Source organism: Maridesulfovibrio frigidus DSM 17176, assembly GCF_000711735.1.
In the GTDB taxonomy this organism is placed as follows: Bacteria; Desulfobacterota; Desulfovibrionia; order Desulfovibrionales; family Desulfovibrionaceae; genus Maridesulfovibrio; species Maridesulfovibrio frigidus.
Genome location: NZ_JONL01000004.1, coordinates 1 through 22,267, shown reverse-complemented (window position 1 = coordinate 22,267; position 22,267 = coordinate 1). Strand labels below are relative to the sequence as shown.

General features: G+C 43.8%; 24 protein-coding genes. 18 read left to right on the top strand and 6 right to left on the bottom strand.

What is annotated here, in order from left to right; all coding sequences use genetic code 11:
* Positions 1-16: 16 nt before the first annotated feature.
* From BR06_RS0109355 to queA, 5 genes are all read right to left on the bottom strand, one after another.
* Entirely contained in the window at positions 17-562 is a 546-nt protein-coding gene (locus BR06_RS0109355; protein ID WP_031482290.1) for a 2-oxoacid:acceptor oxidoreductase family protein, read from the bottom strand.
* 4 nt (positions 563-566) lie between these two features.
* Positions 567-1,328, bottom strand: coding sequence for a thiamine pyrophosphate-dependent enzyme (locus BR06_RS0109350; protein WP_031482288.1), 762 nt, complete (start codon positions 1,326-1,328; stop codon positions 567-569).
* A 2-nt stretch (positions 1,329-1,330) separates the two neighbouring features.
* Entirely contained in the window at positions 1,331-2,398 is a 1,068-nt protein-coding gene (locus BR06_RS0109345; RefSeq protein WP_031482286.1) for a 3-methyl-2-oxobutanoate dehydrogenase subunit VorB, read from the bottom strand.
* Positions 2,391-2,633 carry a 4Fe-4S binding protein gene (locus BR06_RS0109340; protein WP_031482284.1) on the bottom strand — a complete coding sequence of 81 codons (243 nt, stop codon included), beginning with the start codon at positions 2,631-2,633 and terminating at the stop codon, positions 2,391-2,393. The genes BR06_RS0109345 and BR06_RS0109340 overlap by 8 nt, the downstream gene beginning before the upstream one ends.
* A gap of 166 nt (positions 2,634-2,799) precedes the next feature.
* On the bottom strand, positions 2,800-3,882 hold the full coding sequence (gene queA / locus BR06_RS0109335; protein ID WP_031482282.1) for a tRNA preQ1(34) S-adenosylmethionine ribosyltransferase-isomerase QueA: 1,083 nt from the start codon (positions 3,880-3,882) through the stop codon (positions 2,800-2,802).
* Positions 3,883-4,032: 150 nt separating this feature from the next.
* Between queA and BR06_RS0109330 the strand changes: the two genes are divergently transcribed.
* The 8 genes from BR06_RS0109330 (at position 4,033) to BR06_RS0109295 (ending at position 11,832) form a co-directional block, all read left to right on the top strand.
* Positions 4,033-4,710, top strand: coding sequence for a hypothetical protein (locus BR06_RS0109330; RefSeq protein ID WP_031482280.1), 678 nt, complete (start codon positions 4,033-4,035; stop codon positions 4,708-4,710).
* A gap of 172 nt (positions 4,711-4,882) precedes the next feature.
* Positions 4,883-5,374, top strand: a complete 492-nt coding sequence (locus BR06_RS0109325) for a hypothetical protein (protein ID WP_031482277.1) — start codon at positions 4,883-4,885, stop codon at positions 5,372-5,374.
* Complete coding sequence (gene coaBC, locus BR06_RS0109320) at positions 5,374-6,585, top strand: bifunctional phosphopantothenoylcysteine decarboxylase/phosphopantothenate--cysteine ligase CoaBC (protein WP_031482275.1); 1,212 nt, start codon at positions 5,374-5,376, stop codon at positions 6,583-6,585. Before BR06_RS0109325 ends, coaBC begins: the two co-directional genes overlap by 1 nt.
* On the top strand, positions 6,561-7,382 hold the full coding sequence (locus tag BR06_RS0109315) for a hypothetical protein (RefSeq protein ID WP_031482273.1): 822 nt from the start codon (positions 6,561-6,563) through the stop codon (positions 7,380-7,382). The genes coaBC and BR06_RS0109315 overlap by 25 nt, the downstream gene beginning before the upstream one ends.
* A 191-nt stretch (positions 7,383-7,573) precedes the next feature.
* Complete coding sequence (locus tag BR06_RS0109310) at positions 7,574-8,899, top strand: NfeD family protein (protein ID WP_235727702.1); 1,326 nt, start codon at positions 7,574-7,576, stop codon at positions 8,897-8,899.
* A 27-nt stretch (positions 8,900-8,926) separates the two neighbouring features.
* Positions 8,927-9,715: a slipin family protein gene (locus tag BR06_RS0109305; protein ID WP_031482269.1), complete on the top strand. Its 789-nt coding sequence runs from the start codon at positions 8,927-8,929 to the stop codon at positions 9,713-9,715.
* Positions 9,712-10,719, top strand: a complete 1,008-nt coding sequence (locus BR06_RS0109300; protein WP_031482267.1) for an NAD-dependent epimerase — start codon at positions 9,712-9,714, stop codon at positions 10,717-10,719. The genes BR06_RS0109305 and BR06_RS0109300 overlap by 4 nt, the downstream gene beginning before the upstream one ends.
* A 297-nt stretch (positions 10,720-11,016) precedes the next feature.
* Entirely contained in the window at positions 11,017-11,832 is an 816-nt protein-coding gene (locus tag BR06_RS0109295; protein ID WP_051676989.1) for a ParA family protein, read from the top strand.
* 27 nt (positions 11,833-11,859) lie between these two features.
* On the opposite strand, the gene BR06_RS0109290 is transcribed toward BR06_RS0109295, so the two are convergent.
* Positions 11,860-12,300, bottom strand: coding sequence for a hypothetical protein (locus tag BR06_RS0109290; RefSeq protein ID WP_031482263.1), 441 nt, complete (start codon positions 12,298-12,300; stop codon positions 11,860-11,862).
* 132 nt (positions 12,301-12,432) lie between these two features.
* On the opposite strand from BR06_RS0109290, the gene BR06_RS0109285 reads away from it, so the two are divergent.
* The 10 genes from BR06_RS0109285 to BR06_RS0109240 all read left to right on the top strand — a co-directional run bounded on the left by BR06_RS0109285 (position 12,433) and on the right by BR06_RS0109240 (position 22,115).
* Positions 12,433-13,347 (top strand): ParB/RepB/Spo0J family partition protein, encoded by a 915-nt coding sequence (locus BR06_RS0109285; RefSeq protein WP_031482261.1) that lies wholly within the window; start codon positions 12,433-12,435, stop codon positions 13,345-13,347.
* 44 nt (positions 13,348-13,391) lie between these two features.
* Positions 13,392-14,402, top strand: a complete 1,011-nt coding sequence (gene rfaE1 / locus BR06_RS0109280; RefSeq protein ID WP_031482259.1) for a D-glycero-beta-D-manno-heptose-7-phosphate kinase — start codon at positions 13,392-13,394, stop codon at positions 14,400-14,402.
* A 146-nt stretch (positions 14,403-14,548) separates the two neighbouring features.
* Complete coding sequence (locus tag BR06_RS0109275; RefSeq protein WP_031482257.1) at positions 14,549-15,808, top strand: GAF domain-containing SpoIIE family protein phosphatase; 1,260 nt, start codon at positions 14,549-14,551, stop codon at positions 15,806-15,808.
* A 41-nt stretch (positions 15,809-15,849) separates the two neighbouring features.
* Entirely contained in the window at positions 15,850-16,158 is a 309-nt protein-coding gene (locus BR06_RS0109270) for an STAS domain-containing protein (protein ID WP_031482255.1), read from the top strand.
* A gap of 7 nt (positions 16,159-16,165) precedes the next feature.
* On the top strand, positions 16,166-16,915 hold the full coding sequence (locus BR06_RS0109265) for an MlaE family ABC transporter permease (RefSeq protein WP_031482253.1): 750 nt from the start codon (positions 16,166-16,168) through the stop codon (positions 16,913-16,915).
* Positions 16,916-16,921: 6 nt separating this feature from the next.
* Complete coding sequence (locus BR06_RS0109260) at positions 16,922-17,725, top strand: ABC transporter ATP-binding protein (protein ID WP_031482251.1); 804 nt, start codon at positions 16,922-16,924, stop codon at positions 17,723-17,725.
* A 16-nt stretch (positions 17,726-17,741) separates the two neighbouring features.
* Entirely contained in the window at positions 17,742-18,701 is a 960-nt protein-coding gene (locus BR06_RS0109255; RefSeq protein WP_031482249.1) for an MlaD family protein, read from the top strand.
* The gene (locus tag BR06_RS0109250) at positions 18,698-19,300 is read left to right on the top strand and encodes a hypothetical protein (RefSeq protein WP_031482247.1); all 603 of its coding nucleotides are present in this window, start codon (positions 18,698-18,700) and stop codon (positions 19,298-19,300) included. Before BR06_RS0109255 ends, BR06_RS0109250 begins: the two co-directional genes overlap by 4 nt.
* Positions 19,301-19,352: 52 nt before the next feature.
* Positions 19,353-20,726: a WD40 repeat domain-containing protein gene (locus tag BR06_RS0109245; RefSeq protein ID WP_031482245.1), complete on the top strand. Its 1,374-nt coding sequence runs from the start codon at positions 19,353-19,355 to the stop codon at positions 20,724-20,726.
* A gap of 48 nt (positions 20,727-20,774) precedes the next feature.
* Positions 20,775-22,115 carry an ATP-dependent 6-phosphofructokinase gene (locus tag BR06_RS0109240; RefSeq protein ID WP_235727701.1) on the top strand — a complete coding sequence of 447 codons (1,341 nt, stop codon included), beginning with the start codon at positions 20,775-20,777 and terminating at the stop codon, positions 22,113-22,115.
* Positions 22,116-22,267: the final 152 nt, after the last annotated feature.

Here is a 22,267-nt window from a genome sequence, read left to right as displayed (position 1 = left end):
ATTCTGTAGAATCTACTTAGGATACAGCGTCGACACCAGCTTGTAGTGCTTCTGCGTTCTTAGGGATAAGGTGGCTGTAATGCGCGGAAATTACGTTAGGCAGACTGTCGATGACAGCTGAGATATCCATAATTCCAGTTGCTTTGATGAACGCACCGAGTGCGACCATGTTTGCCATGCGTGTGTTGCCGATTTTGTCAGCAATATCGTTTGCAGGTACAAAGTAGGATTTTACGCGTTCGGTTTCAACCAGATCTTTGTCTATAAGTGATGAGTTGATTATCTGAACTCCGCCATCCATGAGTGTAGGCTGGAATTTGTCCAATGAAGGACGGTTCATTATAATCAGACTGTGCGGGCTGCGGATGATTGGAGATCCGATTTCTTCTTCTGATAAAACTACGGTACAGTTAGCTGTTCCGCCGCGCATTTCAGGTCCGTAAACCGGGATGAATGTTACGTTCAGATCTGCATTCATACCGGAGTATGCCAGCAGGTTGCCTATGAGCATAACGCCCTGTCCGCCGAATCCGGCTATGATACTGTCGAGATACTTGCTCATCGGGCTAGTCCTCCACTTCTGCAGTTACATCTTTATGTACGCCGAGCGGGAAGTAAGGGATCAATTCTTCTTCGATCCTTTCATTCGCTTTAAGCGCGTCCATTCTCCAGTTAGTGGGGCAGGTCGCAAGTACTTCAATGAATCCGAAACCTAGTTCTTTTTGCTGAACTTCAAAGGCTTTTTTCATAGCTTTTTTAGCTTTGCGGATATTTTTAACATTGTTGACTGCAACGCGAGCTGAGTAAGCTGTGCCGCCAAGCTGCCCGATAATTTCGGACATGCGGATTGGTAATCCTTCTTTAGAAGCATTACGTCCTGCTGGAGATGTTGTGGTCTTTTGTCCAACGAGTGTGGTTGGTGCCATCTGTCCGCCGGTCATGCCGTAAACTGTGTTGTTTACGAATATGATTGAAACGTTTTCACCGCGATTTGCGCAGTGCATAATTTCAGCCATACCGATGGATGCGAGGTCGCCGTCTCCCTGATAGGATAGGACGAATTTGTCTGCGCGTGCTCTTTTAACACCTGTTGCAACAGCTGGTGCGCGTCCGTGAGGAGCTTCAACGCTGTCTACATTAAGGTAGTTGTAGAGGAACACTGAACACCCGATGGAAGTTACGAGCAAAGTATTTTCAGTCAGACCCATTTCAGTGAGTAATTCACCTGCAAGTCTCTGAGCCACACCGTGCTGACAGCCCGGACAGTAATGCGTTGGAACATCAACAAGAGCATCAGCTCTGTCGAATACTAATTTTTCTTCACTCATATCTATTTACCTCCAAGAGCTTTGAGGATTGGTTCCTCGAAGTCGTCGGGAGTAGGGAGGTTACCGGGATAGAAGCCGAAGAATTCTGAATCCGCAATTGTGCGGATAGAAAGACGAACGTCTTCAACCATCTGTCCAAGGTTATGTTCTATTGTCAGGAACTTTTTACCTTGCTCAGCAAGCTTCTTGAGATCATCGGATGGGAACGGGTAAAGCGTGATCGGTCTAAATAGGCCGACTTTGTGTCCTTCATTCCTGAGTTTTTTAATTGTGCTTTTCACAATTCTTCCGATGGACCCGTATGCTACTATAATAAGATCAGCATCTTCGGTCTGGTACTCTTCTTTCTGTGTGAAAGAAGCCATATCTTCATACTTATTCTTGAGCATCAAGTTGTGCTTGGCGAGTGCGCCTTCGCTGAGATGCAGAGATTTAAGAATTCGACCCGGGCGATCTTTTGCACCGACTATACGCCAGCCTTTACCTTCGCTCTCGTCTGTTGCTTCAGGAGTCCATGTTATGACAGGCTCTTTCATCTGTCCTAGAATGGCGTCACCTAAGATCATGACTGGGTTGCGGTATTTAAACGCAAGGTCAAATGCCTGAATTACTAGGTCGTATGCTTCCTGACATGTGCCTGGAGCTAGAACTAGGGTTCTGTAATCACCGTGACCGCCGCCTTTTACAGACTGGAAGTAGTCACCCTGACTTGGGCCGATGTCTCCAAGACCCGGTCCACCGCGGTTCATGTTGACTATAACAGTAGGTAATTCACTTCCTGCGAGGTAAGAAATAGCTTCCTGCTTGAGTGAAATTCCGGGGCTTGATGATGATGTCATTGATCTAACGCCACATGCAGCTGCTCCGATGAGCATGTTTGCTGCTGCAACTTCACTTTCCGCTTGTACAAACTCTCCGCCTGCTGCGGGTAGAGCTGCTGACATATATTCAGGGATGTCATTCTGCGGTGTGATAGGATAGCCGAAGTAGCATTTGAGACCGGCAGCGATAGCGCCGCGTGAGATAGCCTCATTACCCTTTATAAATAGCTTTTCGCCAGTTTTAGTCATTTTTAGCAGCTCCTTTGGACTTAGGGGTCCTGTAAACGCGGATCGCGATATCAGGGCACATCAGTGCACAGGACGTACAGCCTGTACATTTATCCATATCCTCAGCCGGAACTTCAGCCACTTTATAGCCGTGCTGATTGAAACGGTCGGATTGCTTTATGATTTCCTTTGGACAGGCAACTGTGCAGAGTAAGCAACCCTTGCACCGTTCTTCCAAAAATTTAACTCGGGACATCCATAACTCCTGTTACCGTGACAGAAAAGCCCGTAATCTTACGGGCCTAGGACCATTACGGTCATTAATAATTTTAGAACAGCCAGTAATGAAACTAAGCTGTTACTTAGTAGCGTATAACTATTTACTGTAAGGCGCAAATTTTAAGGATTATACATCCGGTTTGCTACCTGATGTACATTGAATCACCGTAGGAAAAAAATCTGAATTTATTCTCCACGGCCTTCTGATATCCGTTCAAAACGTTTTCTCTACCTGCAAGAGCTGAAATCATAATAACAAGCGACGATTCTGGCAAATGAAAATTGGTCAACATGCGATCTATAACCTTAAATTCATAACCCGGATAAATGAAAATATTCGTTTCGCCTTTAAATGCGGATATTTTGCCAGTCTGTAGGAAAGCCCCTTCGAGGGTGCGCGCAGAAGTTGTACCTACTGCGATGACAGGTCTTCCTTCGTCTTTGGCCTTTTGGACGGCTAGGGCGGTTTCATCGGGGATCTCGATATATTCATGGTGCATTTCGTGGTTGCGAATGTCCATTTCTCTGACCGGACTGAAAGTTCCGTACCCTACATATAGAGTAACTTCGACTCGCTGAATGTTTTTTTCGCGAAGCTTTTCTACAATTTCCTCAGAGAAATGTAGTCCCGCAGTCGGAGCTGCAACGGATCCGGCCTTATCGTCACATGCGTAGAGAGTCTGATATCTGTCATCGTCAGTTTCGTCCGCTGCGCGTCTGATGTAAGGAGGAAGTGGAATCATGCCGCAGGTTTCAAAAATAGTTTTGAGATCACCCTGCCATTCCAATTCGACGTCCGACAGTCCAAATTTTCCTTTGCCCAAGACGGTTAGTTTCATGCCGCAATCGAAGAGAACTTCGCTGTTAAGCTTAGTTGGTTTCGATGAACGCAGTAATCCTTTGACTACCGCTTTGTTTCCTTGCGGGGTAATCACGGGATCAATCAGTGGGATCGGCGTGAGCAACAGAAATTCGACTTTACCGCCAGATGGTTTTTTGCCGAATATTCTTGCGGGAATGACCTTGGAGTTGTTTGCAACAAGCAGTGCTCCCTCGGGTAGAAGGTCAATAATATCAGTGAATTTCTTGATCTCGGTTTCACCTGTAGCTCTGTCCAAAACCATAAGTTTTGAGCCATGCCTTTCTTCAGTAGGGCACTGAGCAATGCGATCTTCCGGCAATTCAAAATTGTAGCTTTCTAAATTAAAGTCAGTTGGGATTGTCATAATTTTTCAGTTTTCTTTATTGGTGATAATCTGGTAAGAATCATTTCATCAACCCTGAGTAATGCTTTTAAAACGCAGAATTTAAGGTTGATTATCCGTTCAAATGAGTTGCCCAATTTTCACGTTGATCACGAACTTCAGGATTATACTATGAAATGGTTATCGGTTGCAGAAATATCCAAGATTACTATGATTCCAGCTCCTACAGCAAGGCGTTACGCTTCGCTTTTTAAGGAGTACCTTTCAAGCAGGAAAATGGGTAGAGTTACGAAATACCCAGAATCTGCTGTAGAAATTTTTAAACGTATCGTTAACCTCTATAATGAAGGTCTTGTGACCACCGAGATAGAGGAAAAACTTCGAGCTGAATATCCGCGTACCATTGAAGTCAGCGCTACCGAAAGAACTGTAGCTACTCAGCCTTCTAATATGATGCAAGCTGAACTTAGCGGTGCTTTCTCAGAAATGATGGCACACATGACAAAGTCACTTGAAGTGGTCGCGGATCAGAAATCCATCATCGAAGAACAGCGCGAAGATATTTACAAGCTCAAAAAAGCTTTCGTTCTTCTTGCCCGCAGTCAGAAAAAAATCAAGGCTCTTCCGCAACTCGATATGAGTGCAATTGCCGGAGAATATGACGAAAGAGCTTCTGCTCTTGAGCAGAAAGATATCGAACTTGAAGAAGTGACCACCGAATTATCTCAAGATAACAGCGCTCTGCGAGGCAAAGTTGAAGTAATGGAAGCCGAACTTATGCGGCTTCGGAAAGACCGTAGAGATATGGAGAATTATTTCCTCGATAAAATCAAGCGTCTTAAATCTTAGATACGCTTATATGCAATTGATTTTTTAAGCTTACGGCTGTAGATAAAGTCTAGAAGAAGTCGTGATTATGCTTTGTATAAGTACTAATTTTTGCGTTTGATCCCTGTGTTGCTTTAGAAAGGCGAGCCTAAATTTCAATTTGCTTTTATTTTTTATTATTGGAGGTATGAATATGCGTAATATTATTAAAGTCTTACTCGTTTCCATGTTGGCTATGCAGTTGTTTGCTTGTGTTGGGACTAAGACACCTAACAGCGAAGCACCTGTTGTTTCCAATTCCGGTGCAGTTGAGAGCTACGAAGAATTTGTTCCTTATACAGAATTTGACGACATTGCAGTTCCTAATGAACTCAGCCGTGTTCCAGATAGAACTTTCATCTATGAAAACAGCGAATTCAAAACCGGCATGATCGTAATGAAAGGCCGTGTTGAGAATCAGTCCCTTATCGACTTTTTCGTTAACCAGATGGCAAAAGATAACTGGACTAAAGAAAGCTCCATTATTTCCAGCATGTCTACTATCGTTTTCAAGAAGCCTTATAAGAGCTGCATGATCCGCATCACAGACGGTTCATACAACACAGAAGTAGAAATCTACGCTGTAGAACTTAAAGCTGAATCTCTTCGCGACGGTGGCGGGGTTCTTGAACAGAATATCAAATAATGAATGATCATCTTAATTTTGACTGTTTCCTAGGGAAACGGATACACCTTGGCGTTTGCGGAAGTGTTGCAGCTTATAAGTCTCTGGATCTTTTGCGGATGTACCGTAAAGCCGGGATAGAAGTCAGTGTTACGCTCACCTCGGGTGCACAGGAATTTATCAAGGGGTTCAGTTTTGAACCCCTTGGTGCGTTTAAAGTCTGGGACTCTATGTTTCCAGCCGGTGATGAAATTTTCGGTCATCTTGAGCCGGGTCAGGCTGCGGACGCTTTAGTTATAGCTCCCGCTACTGCTTCCACTCTTGCTAAGATGGCCTACGGTTTGGCAGACGATATGCTTTCCTGTCAGTCTTTAGCTTTTCCCGGACCTAAGCTAGTTGCTCCAGCCATGAACCCCGCAATGTGGGATGCACCTGCGACTGTCGATAACTGCGCTTTGCTAGCCAATCGCGGAGTTGAATTCATCGGCCCTGATTGTGGAGATGTTGCTTGTGGTGATTACGGAAGAGGGCGACTTGCTCCTCTCGAATCAATTTTTGCACACTCTCTCAGGGCTGTTTCTCCACAAGATATGAGTGGCAAACATGTTCTTATCACTCTCGGACCTACCCGTGAAAAATGGGACGCAGTCAGATTTTGGTCCAACCCTTCGTCTGGGCTTATGGGCGCATGCATCGCAATGGCCGCTTGGCTCAGAGGTGCAAAAGTAACTGTTGTTTCCGGCCCTGTGAACTGGTGGTTTCCAGAAGATGTGAATGTTATCAAAGTGGACACTGCGCTTGAAATGTACGAAGCCGCCACAACCGTTTGGCCCGAGTGCACAACAGGATGTCTTACTGCCGCCGTTGCTGATTTCCGTCCTATACCTCATGGAGATAGCAAGTTTAAGAAAGCTAGTCAGAATTCACTTCGTGTAGATTTTGAATCTAACCCTGATATTCTAAAAACACTCGGATCAGTTAAACGCGATGATCAGGAGCTTATCGGTTTTGCCGCTGAGACTTCAAATATTCACGAAGCCGCTGCGGGTAAACTTGCAGCTAAAAATCTTGATATGATTATTGCGAATCCAATAAATATTCCCGGAGCTGGATTTGAGTCTTCCACTAATTCCGTTTATGTTTTAGACAAGACTGGTCGGGCCGAAGAATGGCCTAATCTTCCTAAAACAGAAATAGCGTGGCGAATATGGGATCTCCTTCTGCAGAATTAAATGTGCTTGAAAGCCTCAGACCATGGTACAATAATGGGCTTCGTTTTGTTTACAAAGAAGCTTTTCCCGGTCTTGAGAAACTTGAGCAAGCTGTAAAGCAGAAAGGCGTTAGGCCTGCAGGGCAGAGTATTGCGGCTAAGCAGAATCCTGCGCAGCAGCCCGTACATGCTCAATCTGACGTACCAAATAGCGCACCCCTTCAAAATAGCCCACACTCCTCTCCTGTCAGCAGGACGGCCGCCGCGCCAATGCCAAGCCATTTTAAGCAGGAAACGCCGCCTCTGAAGTCTTCCCGAGTTCCGCCTACCCCGAGTAAGCCTTCGCAAACACCCGTTTGTCATCCAGATGCTGGTTCATGGCCTGCTCCGTGGTGTCAACTTGCTTCACGCATTACGCCTCGTTTACAAATTTTTTGGACATATCCTCAGCTCGCACAGGATCTTTCCGGTGACGCTGACCCTGCAAGGCGCAAATTGTTTCAATCTTTGATTGGCTACATGGGCTTGCCAAAGGGAGCCATTTCTTTTTGGCCATGCACAACATGGAATGGATCTGAGCTTGAAAACAACACTGATGTTTTTTGGCAGGGTGTTCGGTCCTACGGTGTGCGTTTTGTTGCTTGTTTCGGTTCACAAGCCTGCTCTATTATTGCTCCTGAAGCTCCGGCAAATGCATCTTCTGTGCACGTTAATGGTGTGCAGGTTATTGTTTTGCAAGATCCTGATTTCTTGAAAGTCCTACCTCCAGAAGAGCAACAGCTTTTATCTATTCCGCTTTTACGGCTTCCTCTTTTTTAACGAATAGGGTGCTCAAAAATTACAGCTTTTATCTATTCCGTTCAGCGATTTCCTCTATTTTTAGAGCTGAGTGATTTTTTGCCTCTTGCGGGCAAAGGTAGTGGTGCGTTCATTATTTTGAATGTTTTGTTTCCTTATGCTTTGCTATTTGGCATGATGGATTACAAAAGCTATCTGCAGGGAGAATGCATATGTTATTTTTCAAGCAATTCATTAAATCTTGTTCATGTATGATTATCGCGTGCGTGATTATCACATTCATGACTGTTTTATCTCATGCGAATGACTCGAATGATTCCAACGTCAGTGTTCTTTATGGCCAGATTGAGGGGGCTATCACTCCTGCGCAGGTCAGTTTTATTGAAGATCTCGCTTTAGAGGCTCGTGATGATGAGCATGACTTGATTTTGTTGCGATTAGATACTCCTGGCGGTTTGACTTCTTCCATGCGTGATATCGTAAAAATTTTGATGAAATCGCCTATCCCTATATGTATCTGGGTAGGGCCAGATGGCTCACATGCCGCATCCGCAGGCACATTTATTGTCGCTGCGTCTGACGTCTCTGCGATGGCTCCGGGCACTACAATCGGGGCCGCTTCACCCGTGTTATCTTCCGGTGATGATCTGCCGACAACTATGAACACAAAGATCAAGAATGATCTAATTAGTTTGATCACAAGCATTGCGAAGAAAAGAGGTAGGAATATCAAGTGGTATGCTGATGCGGTTGATAAAAGCGTAACTATCGATGCTCAGGGCGCCGCAACGTTAAATGTAGTCGATTTCATAGCTGTTTCTGCAGAAGATTTTCTTGAGCAGTTGGGGGCTAGAGGAGCTACGATTGATGGTAAGCGAGTAAAATTTTCTAAAGAGGGCTATTCGTTGGCTCCTTTTGATGCAGGTTTTTCTTATTCTGTTTTGTCGTGGCTACTTAATCCGCAGGTTGCGTATTTGCTACTTGTTGCCGGTATTATCGGGTTGTTTTTTGAGATCCTTAATCCCGGGGCTATCCTACCGGGAGTTCTTGGAGGTTTCAGCCTTGTTACTGCATTATATGCTATGTCCATCCTCCCGACCAACGCCGTAGGGCTGCTTTTGCTGGTATTCGGTGCTGTATTATTCATATTAGAAGCGTTTATTACCAGTTATGGTTTGCTCAGCGTAGCCGCGATCATCAGTCTTTTCATAGGCTCTAAAGCTCTATTTCGCGGTGATGAGGTTGATCAAATTCCACTCGGAACGATTCTCGGAACTGTGTTCTCGTTTTCTCTTTTTGCCGCACTAGTGATCTATTTGGTTGCAAAGGCCCATACCAGAAAGCCCGGCGTGGGCATGCAGAGTATGGCTGGTCTTGAGGGAAAGGTGCTGTTGATTGATAGTAACAAGTTAAAGGTCCGGGTTCGCGGAGAAATATGGAACGCCATCGCTGAAGAAGGGGCTGATTTGGATGTCGGGTCTAAGGTTAGAGTTATCAGCTCTGAAGGACTTACTTTGACAGTAATTAATATTTCCTAATTTCAATTTATAACTCTGGAGGATGACATGACTTATATGATTCCTATGGTTTTATTTCTCGTTTTTTTTCTTATCACTGCACTCAAAGTCTTAAATGAGTATGAGCGAGGCGTGATTTTTAGGCTCGGTAGGGTGATTGATTCCAAGGGGCCCGGGCTGATCGTCTTGATCCCATTGGTTGATAAGATGGTGAGAGTCTCTCTTAGAATAATGACTTTAGATGTTCCTAGTCAGGACGTAATTACTAAAGATAATGTCAGCATTAAGGTTAATGCAGTGGTTTATTTCAGGGTTACAGATCCTACGAAAGCTATTTTGGAGATTGAAGATTTTATGTTCGCCACTTCTCAGCTTGCCCAAACCACCTTGCGTAGCGTATGTGGAGGCGTCGAGCTTGACGATATCCTATCTCAAAGGGAAAAAGTTAATAATGAGATCCAGGAAATTCTGGATATTCATACTGATCCTTGGGGAATTAAAGTCAGCACTGTTGAGCTTAAATACGTTGATCTTCCGCAGGAAATGCAACGAGCAATGGCTAAGCAGGCCGAAGCTGAGCGGGAACGCAGAGCTAAGGTGATTAATGCTCTTGGTGAGTTTCAGGCTTCTGAGAAATTATCTCAGGCTGCTTCGATTCTTTCCGTTCACCCTGAAGCATTGCAACTTAGATATTTACAGACACTCAGAGAAATGTCTGCTGAAGGCAAATCTTCTACCATAATCCCTCTTCCCCTTGATTTGATGAGGATGTTGGTGCCTAGTGCCAACCGGGAAGAGTTAAATGCAAAAAACATTAAAGAGAGTAGCGAAGAATGAAAGTTCTTGTAACCGGTGCAGCCGGATTTATCGGCTTCCACCTTTCAAAGCGCCTTCTGTCTGAAGGTCACGAAGTAATTGGTCTTGATATTTTAAATGATTATTATGACGTTCAGGTTAAAAAGAATCGTCTAAAGCAGATTGAAGATCATGAGAACTTCACCTTTGCTTACATGGATATGGCCGATAGAGCAGCCATGGAAAAGCTCTTTGCAGATCATCAGTTCACGCATGTCGTGAACCTTGCTGCTCAGGCGGGTGTTCGCTATTCACTCGAAAATCCGCAGGCTTACATTGATTCAAATGTTGTCGGCTTCATGAATATCCTTGAAGGGTGTAGGCATAACGGTGTTAAACATCTTGCTTATGCATCATCAAGCTCGGTTTATGGGTTGAACACTAGTATGCCTTTCAGCACACACGATAATGTTGATCATCCGATCTCCATGTATGCTGCAACTAAAAAGTCCAATGAGTTGATGGCTCACTCCTATAGTCATCTTTTCAATATCCCGACAACTGGCCTTAGGTTCTTTACTGTTTACGGACCTTGGGGCAGACCTGATATGGCATTGTTCCTATTTACTAAGGCGATTGTTAACAATGAGCCTATCAATGTGTTTAATCACGGCAAAATGCTTCGTGATTTCACTTTCATTGATGATATCGTTGAAGGGGTTGTCAGAGTATTAAAAAGCCCTGCTAAGCCTAATCTTGACTGGTCTGGGGATGCTCCTGATCCTTGTACAAGTCCTGCTCCATTTAAGATTTACAACGTCGGTAACAATCAGCCTACTGAGCTGATGCGTTACATCGAAGTCTTAGAAGAGTGTCTAGGTAAGAAGGCACAGATGAACATGATGCCTTTGCAGGCTGGTGATGTTCCATGTACTTACGCTAACGTTGATGATCTTCTTAAGGATGTAGGGTTCAAGCCTTGCACTACTATTGAAGAAGGTATCGCTAAGTTTGTTGATTGGTACAAAGAGTATTATAAAGTTTAGTATTCAGGTTTATATTGCTTTTGTTTTGGGGTCGCTGATATTCAGCGACCCTTTTTTTTGGCGTGATGATCAAAGTTATTAATCAATAGCCATTATTGTTTTATGTATTTTAATTTAGGTTGTTAGGTTTGATGAGCAGGTGAGAGGGTGTTTTGTTTTGTCTTTTTTTGTTTTTTGATTTCTTGATTTAAACTTGGTTTCGGTCTAATTTCCATTATGTTGTTTTCGTGTCTGCTTTTGACGTGATGTTTCACGTGAAACATGAAAATTGGAATATCGTGAACAAGGTGGTTTTCAGTGGCAAAAAGAATAGTAGTAGCAAATCAGAAAGGTGGAGTCGGTAAAACAACGACTTCTATTAACCTTTCAGCCTCTTTGGCGGTAATGGAAAAGAAAGTCTTACTGGTGGACTGTGACCCTCAGGGGAATGGCTCAAGCGGTTTGGGTTTTTATCCTGGAGATTCCAGAGAGAATGTTTACTCGGTGCTCTTTCAGCCTGAACGGGCGGAAGAAGCAATATTTCAGACGGATATACCATTTCTGTCGCTTATGCCTGCAAGTCAGAACTTGGTAGGTGCAGAAATTGAATTGATAGATAAGATGGGGCGTGAATATTACCTTAGGGAGTTGATCGATCAGGTTGAAGACAATTATGATTACATCATATTTGATTGTCCTCCCTCGCTTGGTCTGCTCACTGTAAATGCTCTTTGCGCGGCAAGGGAACTCTTGGTTCCGCTGCAGACCGAGTATTATGCACTTGAGGGTGTAGCTCAGTTGTTGATGACATATGAGCTGGTGAAGAAGAGATTGAATCCTGATCTCGAGCTGCTCGGCGTTGTTTTAACGATGTATGATCGTCGCAACAGGCTTGCGCGCCAAGTTAAAAACGAAGTTCGTAAAGCTTTTCCAGATAGCTTGTTTGAAACAATAATTCCAAGGAATGTAAGACTCTCCGAAGCTCCTAGTTTTGGTAAGCCGGCTATTTCCTATGATGCAAAATCGAATGGGGCGCTGGCCTACTTAAGCCTTGCTCAGGAAGTAGTGAAAAGACATGCCGCTATGGAAGATGTTTTGACAAAGAAAAAGGCCGACGAGTTGTCGGCCTTATAAGGTCACGGCTAGTAATGCTTAGGATTGTTATTTGTTTGAGTAGTTGTATCTTGCTTCAAAGTTTTTATCTTTTTCATCTATGAAGGGAGTGCACTTAGTAACTATTTTATCTTTAAAATGTTGCTTTGTTATACGAGATTTACACTCAGAGCATTTAAAAGAAACTAAGCCGCCAAGGTTTGCGGATACGAGCCTGAATTTGCGGGGAGAGTCAATTTCCCAATGTTCGGTGGTACTGCCGCAGTGATCACATTTGACGTCTAAGTCAATCGGGTAGGAAAAATCCCAGTACTGCTTAAGTTCAACCCATGCACTCATAGGCTCAGGGCGTTCTTCCGGCTCAGCTTTAGGAAGAAGGGGTAGAATATGCGGCTTAACTTTAGTCCATAATTCAGCAGTAAGAAGGGCGCCGATGAGGTTGCCGCTTTTATCGAAAAGTTCTGTAAGACTATCATCTTGATTAGACATGTCGCCTCCGACGTTTATTTTAATGTAACAAGGTCAGACGCTACATTAATCACGGTTTCAATCAAGTCAAAGGAAATATTAGATCGAATTTTGCCTTTATGGTTTAAGTTCATAAAAAATAAGGAGATGTCCATGGCAGGTGTAACAGGAGGGCTCGGAAGAGGCCTTGACGCACTACTTGGCGGGGCTAAATTAAATGAGAAGGATTCGGCATCAATAGTGGATGCCCGTCAGATAGATATAAGTAGAATTATTGCAAATCCTAATCAGCCTCGCAAAGAATTTGCACCTGAGGCTTTAAAAGATCTTGCAGATTCAATTAAAACTAAAGGTGTATTGCAGCCCGTATTAGTAAGGCCAATTGCAGGACGCCGGGATTCTTTTGAGTTGGTTGCAGGTGAACGTCGTTTAAGAGCTTCCAAGCTAGCGGGGCTATCTGAAATCCCTGTGCTGGTCAAAGAGATGACGGATCTGGAGAGCATGGCCATTGCTCTTATCGAAAATCTACAGCGTGAAGATCTTAATCCTATTGAGGAAGCTAAAGGTTTTCAGGAGCTAATTTCCAAATTTGGCCTAAGTCAGGAGCAACTGGCGGGACAAGTCGGGAAAAGCCGTTCTACGCTTTCTAACTCAATGAGACTCTTAACCCTCTCTGAGCCGATTCAAAGCTCAATAGGTAAAGGGGAGATTTCAGCTGGGCATGGACGTGCATTGATATCCATTGCTGACGATGAAGCGCGGGGAGAGTTGTTTAGAAAAGTTCTTTCTGATGGTTTGTCTGTGAGGCAAGCAGAGAGTACTGTTTCCTATTTCAAAGAGCACGGATCACTTCCAGAAGGTGAAGTTGCTGCTCCTCTAAAGGGTGCTTCTCGAAAGAAGAAAGAACCAAAAGAAATGGATGATAAGCTCAGGCAATTCAAGAATCAGTTGGAATTATCGCTTGAGACTAAAGTCGTTTTCAGCGGTTCACCTGAGAAAGGTAGTTTGACTATTAAATATATGTCTGAAGATGAGCTTAAGCGCATAGTCGCGATGCTTGATATATAACTGAACTGGCTGCGAAGATAAGTTACATAAGGATTTTTCAAGATATGGATAAGACAATTTTAAGTGTATTGCCTAAGCTGAAAGGTCAGAAGGTTTTGATTATCGGGGATGTTATGCTCGATCATTATGTGATCGGATCTGTCGACCGAATTTCTCCTGAAGCTCCAGTTCCTGTTGTTCAAGTCACAGAGGAAAAGTATCTTCTTGGCGGAGCTGGTAATGTGGCTCGCAACATTGTCGCACTCGGCGGGGAACCGCATTTGACTGGATTTGTCGGGGCTGACGCTGAGGGACAGGTATTCAACAAGCTTTGCGTTGATTCCGGTATCCCATGCAGTCTTTATGAATCTGACGATAGACCGACCACTAAAAAAACTAGGGTAATGGCTCATAATCAGCAGATGGTCAGGGTCGATAGAGAAAAAACAGATGAGTTTTCTGTTTCTCATATGGACTTGCTGTTTGCATTTTTAGATACAGAAATATGTGACTATAGTGTTGTGATTTTATCAGATTACGGCAAAGGCACTCTTTCTCAAAAGTTTTTTGATAGGTTTTGGGAACTGCTGAAAAGTAAAGATCATAGCCCGCATGTTTTGGTAGATCCTAAGACTGTAAATTACGATCAATATAAAGGCGTGAATCTGCTTACCCCGAACGCGAAAGAAGCCGCAGAAGGCGCGGGTATGACGATTAAAAGCAGGGATGATGTACTTAAAGTCGGTAAAAAATTGTTTGATAGACTTGATCCGACGCATCTTCTTATTACACTTGGCGGAGATGGAATGGCTCTTTTCGAGTCCAGAGATGTAGTTAAGCATGTTCCGACTTTTGCGCAGAAAGTATTTGATGTGACTGGCGCTGGTGATACGGTAATAGCTACACTTGGACTTGGTCTTGCGTCAGGGCTGGATCCATTAACTTCTGCTGTGCTCGCCAACTATGCTGCCGGAATAGTGGTTGGACAGGTTGGCGCGGCTACGGCGACTGTTGAAGAACTAGCTGAAGCGGTCCGCAATTGGCCTAAGCCAGAAGTAAATACTTGGAGCAAGTAGTTTTTACTAATTTAAAGTACATTGAAAATAGTGTAAGCTCTTGCTTTGCAATAAGTAATAATGCCCTAGGTGACTAATCAATAAGGGAAAGTTTAAAATAGGCTTTAATTAGCGACAAACAGGCCGTTTTAAATGAGGAGAAGGTTTTGAGTAATCAGGCAGGTAGATTAAAAAAATTGATTCAGGCAAACGAAGTTTTGGCAAGCATTGATTCCTTAGTTGACCTGCTGCCACAGTTGTTACGACTTGCACAAGATGTAACAGGTGCGGAAGCCTCTTCGATTATGCTTTATAATAGAGAAAAGAATGTTCTTGAGTTCGCTCTAGCAATGAATGATGTGCTCAGCGACGTGAAGATGGACATCCTAAAGACTCGCATCGAGTTGCCTTTAGGAAAAGGAATAGCTGGTTGGGTTGCAGAGCATAAAGTATCTCTGAATGTAGTCGATGCTCAAAATGACGAAAGATTTTCGCGCGAAGCTGATAAGAAAACTGGATTTGAAACGCGCTGCATTCTTTGTGTCCCTGTAATTCATAAAGGTGAACTGCAAGGTGTCGTTCAGGTTCTTAATTCAAGTGCGAAAGATTGCTTCAATATAGAGGATCAAGAGCTACTTGAGAGTTTCGGTCATTTGGCAGGTGTCGCTCTTGTTAGATCCGAACTGTTGATTCAACGACTGGATCAGCAGAAGTTTGAAACGCAGCTTGAAGCAGCCTCACGTATACAGAGACAGTTTAGCCCAAAGCAGCCTGTGCTAGAGGGCGGTAATTATATTTGGGGGAATTCTGTCCCAGCTCAGTTTGTGGGCGGAGATTTATACGATTTTATACCGAATTCAGATGGAAGCTGGTACGTTTATGTAGCAGATGTCGCGGGTAAGGGACTGCCTGCCGCACTTATAATGTCGGCTTTGTGGACAAGGATAAGAGCCGCAGCTTCAAAAGAGCTTCCTACGGGTAAGATGATGGAAGAGATAAACAGTGCCGCTTATGAATTTATGGGTGGCGAGGTCTTTGCTACAATGATGCTTGCCCGCTATGAACCGGATACTGGGGTTTGTAGCTATTCAATTGCCGGACATCCTGCTCCACTGCTAGTGGCTGACGGCGCGGTCACTGAAATGTTCAGACCTTCAGGACTTCCTATAGGAATTCTCAGTGACGGTGAGTTTGGCATGACAGAAATTACGATTGAAAAAGGTCAGTCTCTTATCGTCGTAACAGACGGAGTAGATGAAGCTAGAAATAAAGATGGCGGCTTTTTTGGGACTGAGCGTCTTGCAGAAGCACTACGAGGGTTCGATGCCCCTCCTGTAGGGAAGGAGCTGTTGAAAGCTGTGTCAAAATGGAGAGGTAAAACCCCTCCTAATGATGATACAACTGTGGTTGAAATTTACAAATCTTAGGTGGATTGAGCCAATATAGGGTGAAATTTAAGGAGAGATATATGGGGTCTGGTTATGAATTGGAAGTTACTGTTGAAGAATCGCTTATTAAAATTAGCGGTGAAATTGATTTCACAGGTACTCCTGCACTAAGAAAAGAACTGCATAAATTTATTGAGGTCAGTACTGGAGAAGTCAGGGTTGATCTTTCAAAACTTGAATATTTGGATAGCTCAGGACTTGCTTCATTAATTGAATTACGCAGAATTCTGATGCAAAGAGATCGTACCGTTGTAATTATTTCAGTTACAGAGCAGGTCGACAGGCTTCTGCATCTTACTCAGGTGAAATCTTTATTCGGCATGGAGTAGATGCGCTATGAAAGGGTTGCAGGTGCTGGCTTGGATGGTTTCCAGATTATTGGGATGCATGCGTCTGAGCATAAAACCTAAAAAGTCTTTTTACCGCAAAAAGCTTTATAAGGACCTCGCAAATGTCGGGGCCGATTCCATTCCCATCGTAAGTGTTATTTCTGCCTGTACAGGAATCATTCTGGCTCTCCAGTCAGCGCAGCAGCTCGAAAAAGTTGGTGCTATCAGCTATGTTGCTAATCTCGTTGGTGTAACTATTATTAACGAACTGGGACCACTTCTTACCGCAATTATTATCACCGGACGTTCCGGTGCAGCCTTTACAGCCGAAATAGCTACCATGCAAATTTCCGAAGAGATTGATGCCTTAGAAGTAATGGGCATTGAACCTGTTCGTTTTCTTGTTGTCCCGAAGCTTATTGCTATGTTGATAATGGTTCCTTGCCTCACAGTTTGGGCCGATTTTGTGGGCATAGTTTCGGGTGGTATATTTTCTTCTCTTGCTCTCGGAATTAATGAAACGACATATTTCAATAATACAGTTGAATTTTTACAGTTGCGTGATGTTTTTGCAGGACTCGTTAAAAGTGGAGCTTTTGCAGTTTCGATCACAGTGATCGGGTGTTGGCAAGGATTTCTAGCTCGAGAAGGGGCTGCTGATGTAGGTCGAAAAACTACAAATTCAGTAGTTATTTCAATATTTATGATTATTCTTTTAGATTTATTTTTTACAACACTGAACTTTATGTTCCGCTGATTTATCATGAAAGTATCACGCCTAGCGCAAGACATAACACTAAAAGAACTAAGCCTCGGGTATCCGGGTAATGTTCTTATGGAAAATCTTAATGCAGTACTGCCAGCGGGAAAAATCAGTGTGATTCTAGGTGGTTCAGGTTGCGGTAAATCTACTTTGCTTCGCCACATTTTAGGTTTAAATGTTCCTGTTTCGGGTGAAATATTTTTAGGCGCTACAAGCCTTACAAATCTTAAAGATCAAGATGAGCTCAGGCTTATCCGCACACGTATGGGGGTTTTGTTTCAGGATGGGGCCATGCTTGGATCATTGACATTGGGTGAAAATGTGGCTTTGCCGCTGCAGGAGCACACTGAGCTTCCAGATGAAATAATTGAAGAAGTTGTGCAAATGAAGCTCAGAATGGTCGGGCTTGGTGATTTTACACATTATTTCCCGAGTCAGCTCTCCGGCGGTATGCGGAAAAGGGCAGGGCTCGCACGTGCAATGGTAATGGACCCGACTACTTTGCTTTGCGATGAACCGTCATCAGGGCTTGATCCTATAAGTGCGGCAGATCTTGATCAGCTGATATTGAAGCTCAAAGAGACATTTAACGTTACTACTGTTGTTGTGACGCACGATTTGGATAGTTTATTTAATATTGCAGATCATGTCGTGGTGTTGCATCAGGGTAAGTGCTTATATCAGGGCGATTTGCCAGGACTCAAAGAGTCAGATGATGAATATTTAATTGATTTTCTAGAAAGAAGACCGACTGAAATTGATAATTCAATGCAACGGTCAGTTACGTTTAGAAGTAGAGTATGATTTATCGGAGGTTGAAATGGTTTTGAATCCGCGCAGTTCAAGAACTGATATAATTAAAGCACTATTAGCCGGACTGGCTGGTATGACAGTGCTTGGTATTTTTATTGTTTTTCTGGGCGGTCACGATTTTTTCTCCGACTACTCAAGTTATAATATTGTGTTCCGTAATGTTAAAGATCTAACCTCCGGACGTCCTGTAAAGTATGCAGGACTCAGTGTCGGTAAGGTCGGAAGCATCGCGGTCGATAAGGATAACCCCGGCAAAATACGAGTAGTTATCAATATCGATCAAGACTTTCCTCTATACGAGGGAACAGTTGCAACGATCACTCAGAAAGGTCTGGTTGGTGATAATTATATTTTGCTCGAACTCCAAGCCCAGGCTGGCCCTAGATTAACGGACGGAGCCCTTATCCCAGCAGCTATCACCATGAGTATGAGTGCTGTTGCCGCTGAAATTGGTAAAGCTGTTGCGGCAATAGCTCCAAAGCTTGAAAGGGCCGCTGAAGGTCTTGAAATGTTGTTTTCAGGTGCAAATAGAGAGTATCTGGAGCAAACGTTGAAAATGGCTACTAGTGTTCTGAAAGAGAGTAATGCTACCTTCGTTGCTTTCCGCAAAGACTGGGCGGATCTTTCAAGGACTACTGCCAGTGGAATTAAATCTGGAACTAAAAGCCTTGAAGTTATTACTGGTGACTTCGCGGGAACTTTAAATAAGGTTGAAAATGTTCTCGAGACACTTGAAACCGAGATGAAGTATACTCTGGGAAATATGAATGGTGAGGTTACAAGAGCTGTGGATGGAATTGACGGTCTTACTACTGATCTACGCAAAAATATTGAATATGATCAGGAAGAGATTGAAGCTATTCTCGTGAATGTAAATCGCCTATCTAGAGAAATGAACAGATTAGCCCGATCGCTTCGTGAGCGTCCGTGGCAGGTGCTAAATCCGCCTTCAGGAGCTGGTAAATGATAAAATCTTTTTTAAGTATAATATTGCTTTGTAGCGCGGTGCTAACGAGCGGGTGTATAGGCGGTAAATCTGTAGAGACTTCATATCTCCGAGTTGGTTCAAATTTTGAACTTAATGCAACTTGTGAAGATGTAAACTCCAGCCTTCCAACACTGGCAGTAAAGAGATTTACAAGTCTTCCGGCTCTTGATCGCGAAACCGTGATCATCGCGAAGGGTCCAGTTTTAAAGCCTGATTATAGATGGAGCTGGGAAGGAACACCTTGCGAAATATTTGATATTGCAACGGAAACGGCTCTTGGCTGTATGAAGAATTACGAAGTCGTTGCGCCATACCGTCCCGGACCTAGTAATGATTTTATTTTATCGGGTGTCATTATGGCCTTTGAAGTGCAACGAAGCTCTAGCGATTTTTTTAAAGTTGCAGTCAGGTATTCACTCTGGGATAGCTCCGGTAAAAAGCTGCTTGCCAGAAAGCTTATTGCCGGTTCAGCGCCAGTTAAAACTTTGGCGGGTAAGTCACTTGCAGAAGCAGCTCAAGAAGCTCTTGGCTCGGTATTAGATCAGACGGCAACATGGATTGATGGAATCAGTGAGTAAATTAAGCCTAACTTCCCAAATTTACAGACAAGAAGTACGAGGAACAACTGGAATGACAGCCAGAATTTTACAGGCTCAGATTTATACTTTGCTAGTTCTTGTGATGCTTTTCAGCATACCAACACTCTCCCATGCAGATATAACTGAGCGGGTTGGGCAAAGCTACATTGATTTCCCGCCGCAGCTGAAAAAGGGTACGACTAAATCCTTAAAAGCGTATGTTAAACAGCAGCTTGCCAAGAAGTACGTCAGCACAGGAAAACTGTATCTTCCACCTTTTGAAGGGCTTGAAGATAAGCTGTATATTTCAGTTATCCGTGAAAAAGCTGTTCCTATAATTGCCGGAGGAGTTTCTGCTTACTCTGGAGACGAAGAGGGGCTTGCGGCCGCTTTATATGATGGGTCTATTCGGTTGTGGAGCAACTATCCTTGTAAAAAAATGAGGTTGCCATCTGGAAAGGGCGCAATGCTTGTTGCGTATGCTCCGGGAAGTCCGATGCTTGCTGCTACTGACAGTGTTGGCGATAAGATAAATATTTTTGATTTAAAAACTTGCACGCGGATACCCGGTGATATTCCTGTTGAGCATGGCCCCGTTAAAATGATGGATATTTCCAGAACGGGTGACTGGCTAGGAATCATAGATAGTTTCAATGCTCTTTTATATGGCCCTTCGAATGGTCCTTTAAAAGAGATGTCCGTTCTAGAGGGAACTCCTTTATTCCTTGGTTATACCCCGGGGCAGGGTATTCTTATTACGGCTGAAGCTTCGGGTAAGGTTACTATGTGGGGCATGAATAACCAGTCTTTTATTAACACTGATGATGTTCCCGGTGGCCCTTTCGATTCCGCAAGGCTGGCCGGCTATGTTGTCTGCCTGCAACGTGAAGATGGTAAGGATGTTTACTGGGATCTTCGTAAGCGGGCTTTGGTTAAAAAGTCAGATGCCATGAAAGAGTCTCCTTCATGGATATATGAAAAAGATGGTTCTTTGGTTTATTCTACGGGAGTTGACCGCTGGAGGGTTGCAGAACATTTCGGAAGACCCATGTTCATTGTTTCATATTCCGCAACAAATAAAATGCTCAGAGTTCGTGACCTGGATTCGAAAACTCGCTACTATAGCACTTTAGACGGAAAAGAATTTTCAAAAGTAGAGGGTTCTGACTGGGAGTTGTTGAATCCTAAGAACGGGATTTACAAAGCCGGAAAAGGCTCGTTTCGTTTGTATGATGAAGTTTGCCAAAGAGGGGCTTTAAAACTTTATTGCCGATACCTTGAAGGTAAGGGATTTTATTTGTGGTGGACTCAGGCAGGAAGTGTTGTAAACAGTCTTCCTCATCCAATGGAACTACCGGTAAGGGATTCCATTCTAGCAAATGAACCCGCCATTTGGACCCCGTTGATTCAGGGTGAAATACGTTAATTTCTCCAACTCATGAAGGCCGGGCGATATGCTCGGAGGAGTTTAAAAGTGATAAAGAAAGCTAGAAAAAAAAATAAGTTACTGGATACCGATATTGCAGTTCTCGGAACCGCAAAAATTCCTTCACCTCTGAAGCGTTGTTTCTTCATAGATGATGGAGATAGAACGCTAGTAAATCTTGCTGAAGAAGATATGGGCCTTACTGACGACAACACCGTTTATGAAGAATTTGAAAAGGCGGGCCCTCGCGCAAAAACATATTTTGATCCTTCAAAAACGAAGTGTGCTGTTGTTACATGTGGCGGACTTTGTCCGGGATTAAACGATGTAATCCGCTCCATTGTTCTTGAAGCGCACTATCTTTATAAAGTGTCCTCAGTACTCGGTATCAAATTCGGGCTACAGGGCTTTATTCCTAAATATGGACATGATGTCGTCGAGCTTACTGCTGAAGCTGTCGCAAATATTCATCAGTTCGGTGGCACTATGCTCGGTTCTTCGCGTGGTCCACAGGACCCCGAAGAGATTGTTGATGCGCTTGAACGCTTGAATATCAGTGTTCTCTTCATGATTGGTGGAGATGGTACAATGCGCGCCGCTCAAAAGATTGTGGCGGAAATTAATAAACGTAATGTTCGCATATCTATCATTGGTATCCCAAAGACTATTGATAACGATATTGGCTTCGTCACTAAGTCTTTCGGGTTCGATACTGCTGTCGATAAGGCCACAGAAGCCATACAGTCGGCCCATGTTGAGTCTTTAGGCGTTGTAAACGGCATTGGCCTGGTAAAACTCATGGGACGCGAGTCAGGCTTTATTGCGGCCCAAGCGACTCTTGCTCTGAAAGATGTAAATTTTGTGCTCGTTCCTGAGCATCCGTTCGAGTTTGACGGTGAATATGGACTGCTCAGGTCTCTTGAGAAAAGGCTTGATGATAGGCAGCACGCTGTAATTGTCTGCGCAGAGGGTGCGGGGCAGGAACAGTGTGAATATACAGGTGAAAAAGATGCTTCCGGCAACCCTGTTCTCTGCGATATCTGCACTATGCTAATCAAGCGTGTTAAGGAGCATTTCAAGAAAGTTGATAAAGATTTCACTCTTAAATTTATTGATCCGAGTTATATCATCCGCTCAGTTCCGGCTAACGCAAATGATTGTGTCTATTGCGGATTTTTAGGGCAGCACGCTGTGCATGCAGCAATGGCGGGCAAGACGGACATGGTTATCAGTAGACTTCAGGCTCGTTATGTACATTTGCCCCTTGATCTCGTTACGCTGAAAAGGAAGAAGCTGAATGTGAAGTCAGATTATTGGAGAGCGGTGCTTGAGTCCACTGGGCAGGGGCATCTACGCAATGATATGGAAGAGGATCTTTGTCAGCTGTAAGGTCAGTATGAAATACAAAAAAATCCCGCTAGGCGTTAAGCTTAGCGGGATTTTTTTTGCAATTTAAGTAGCCATGGATTGAACATGGATACCCGAGTCTGCAATTTAAGTAGCCATGGATTGAACATGGATACCCGAGTCTGCAATTTAAG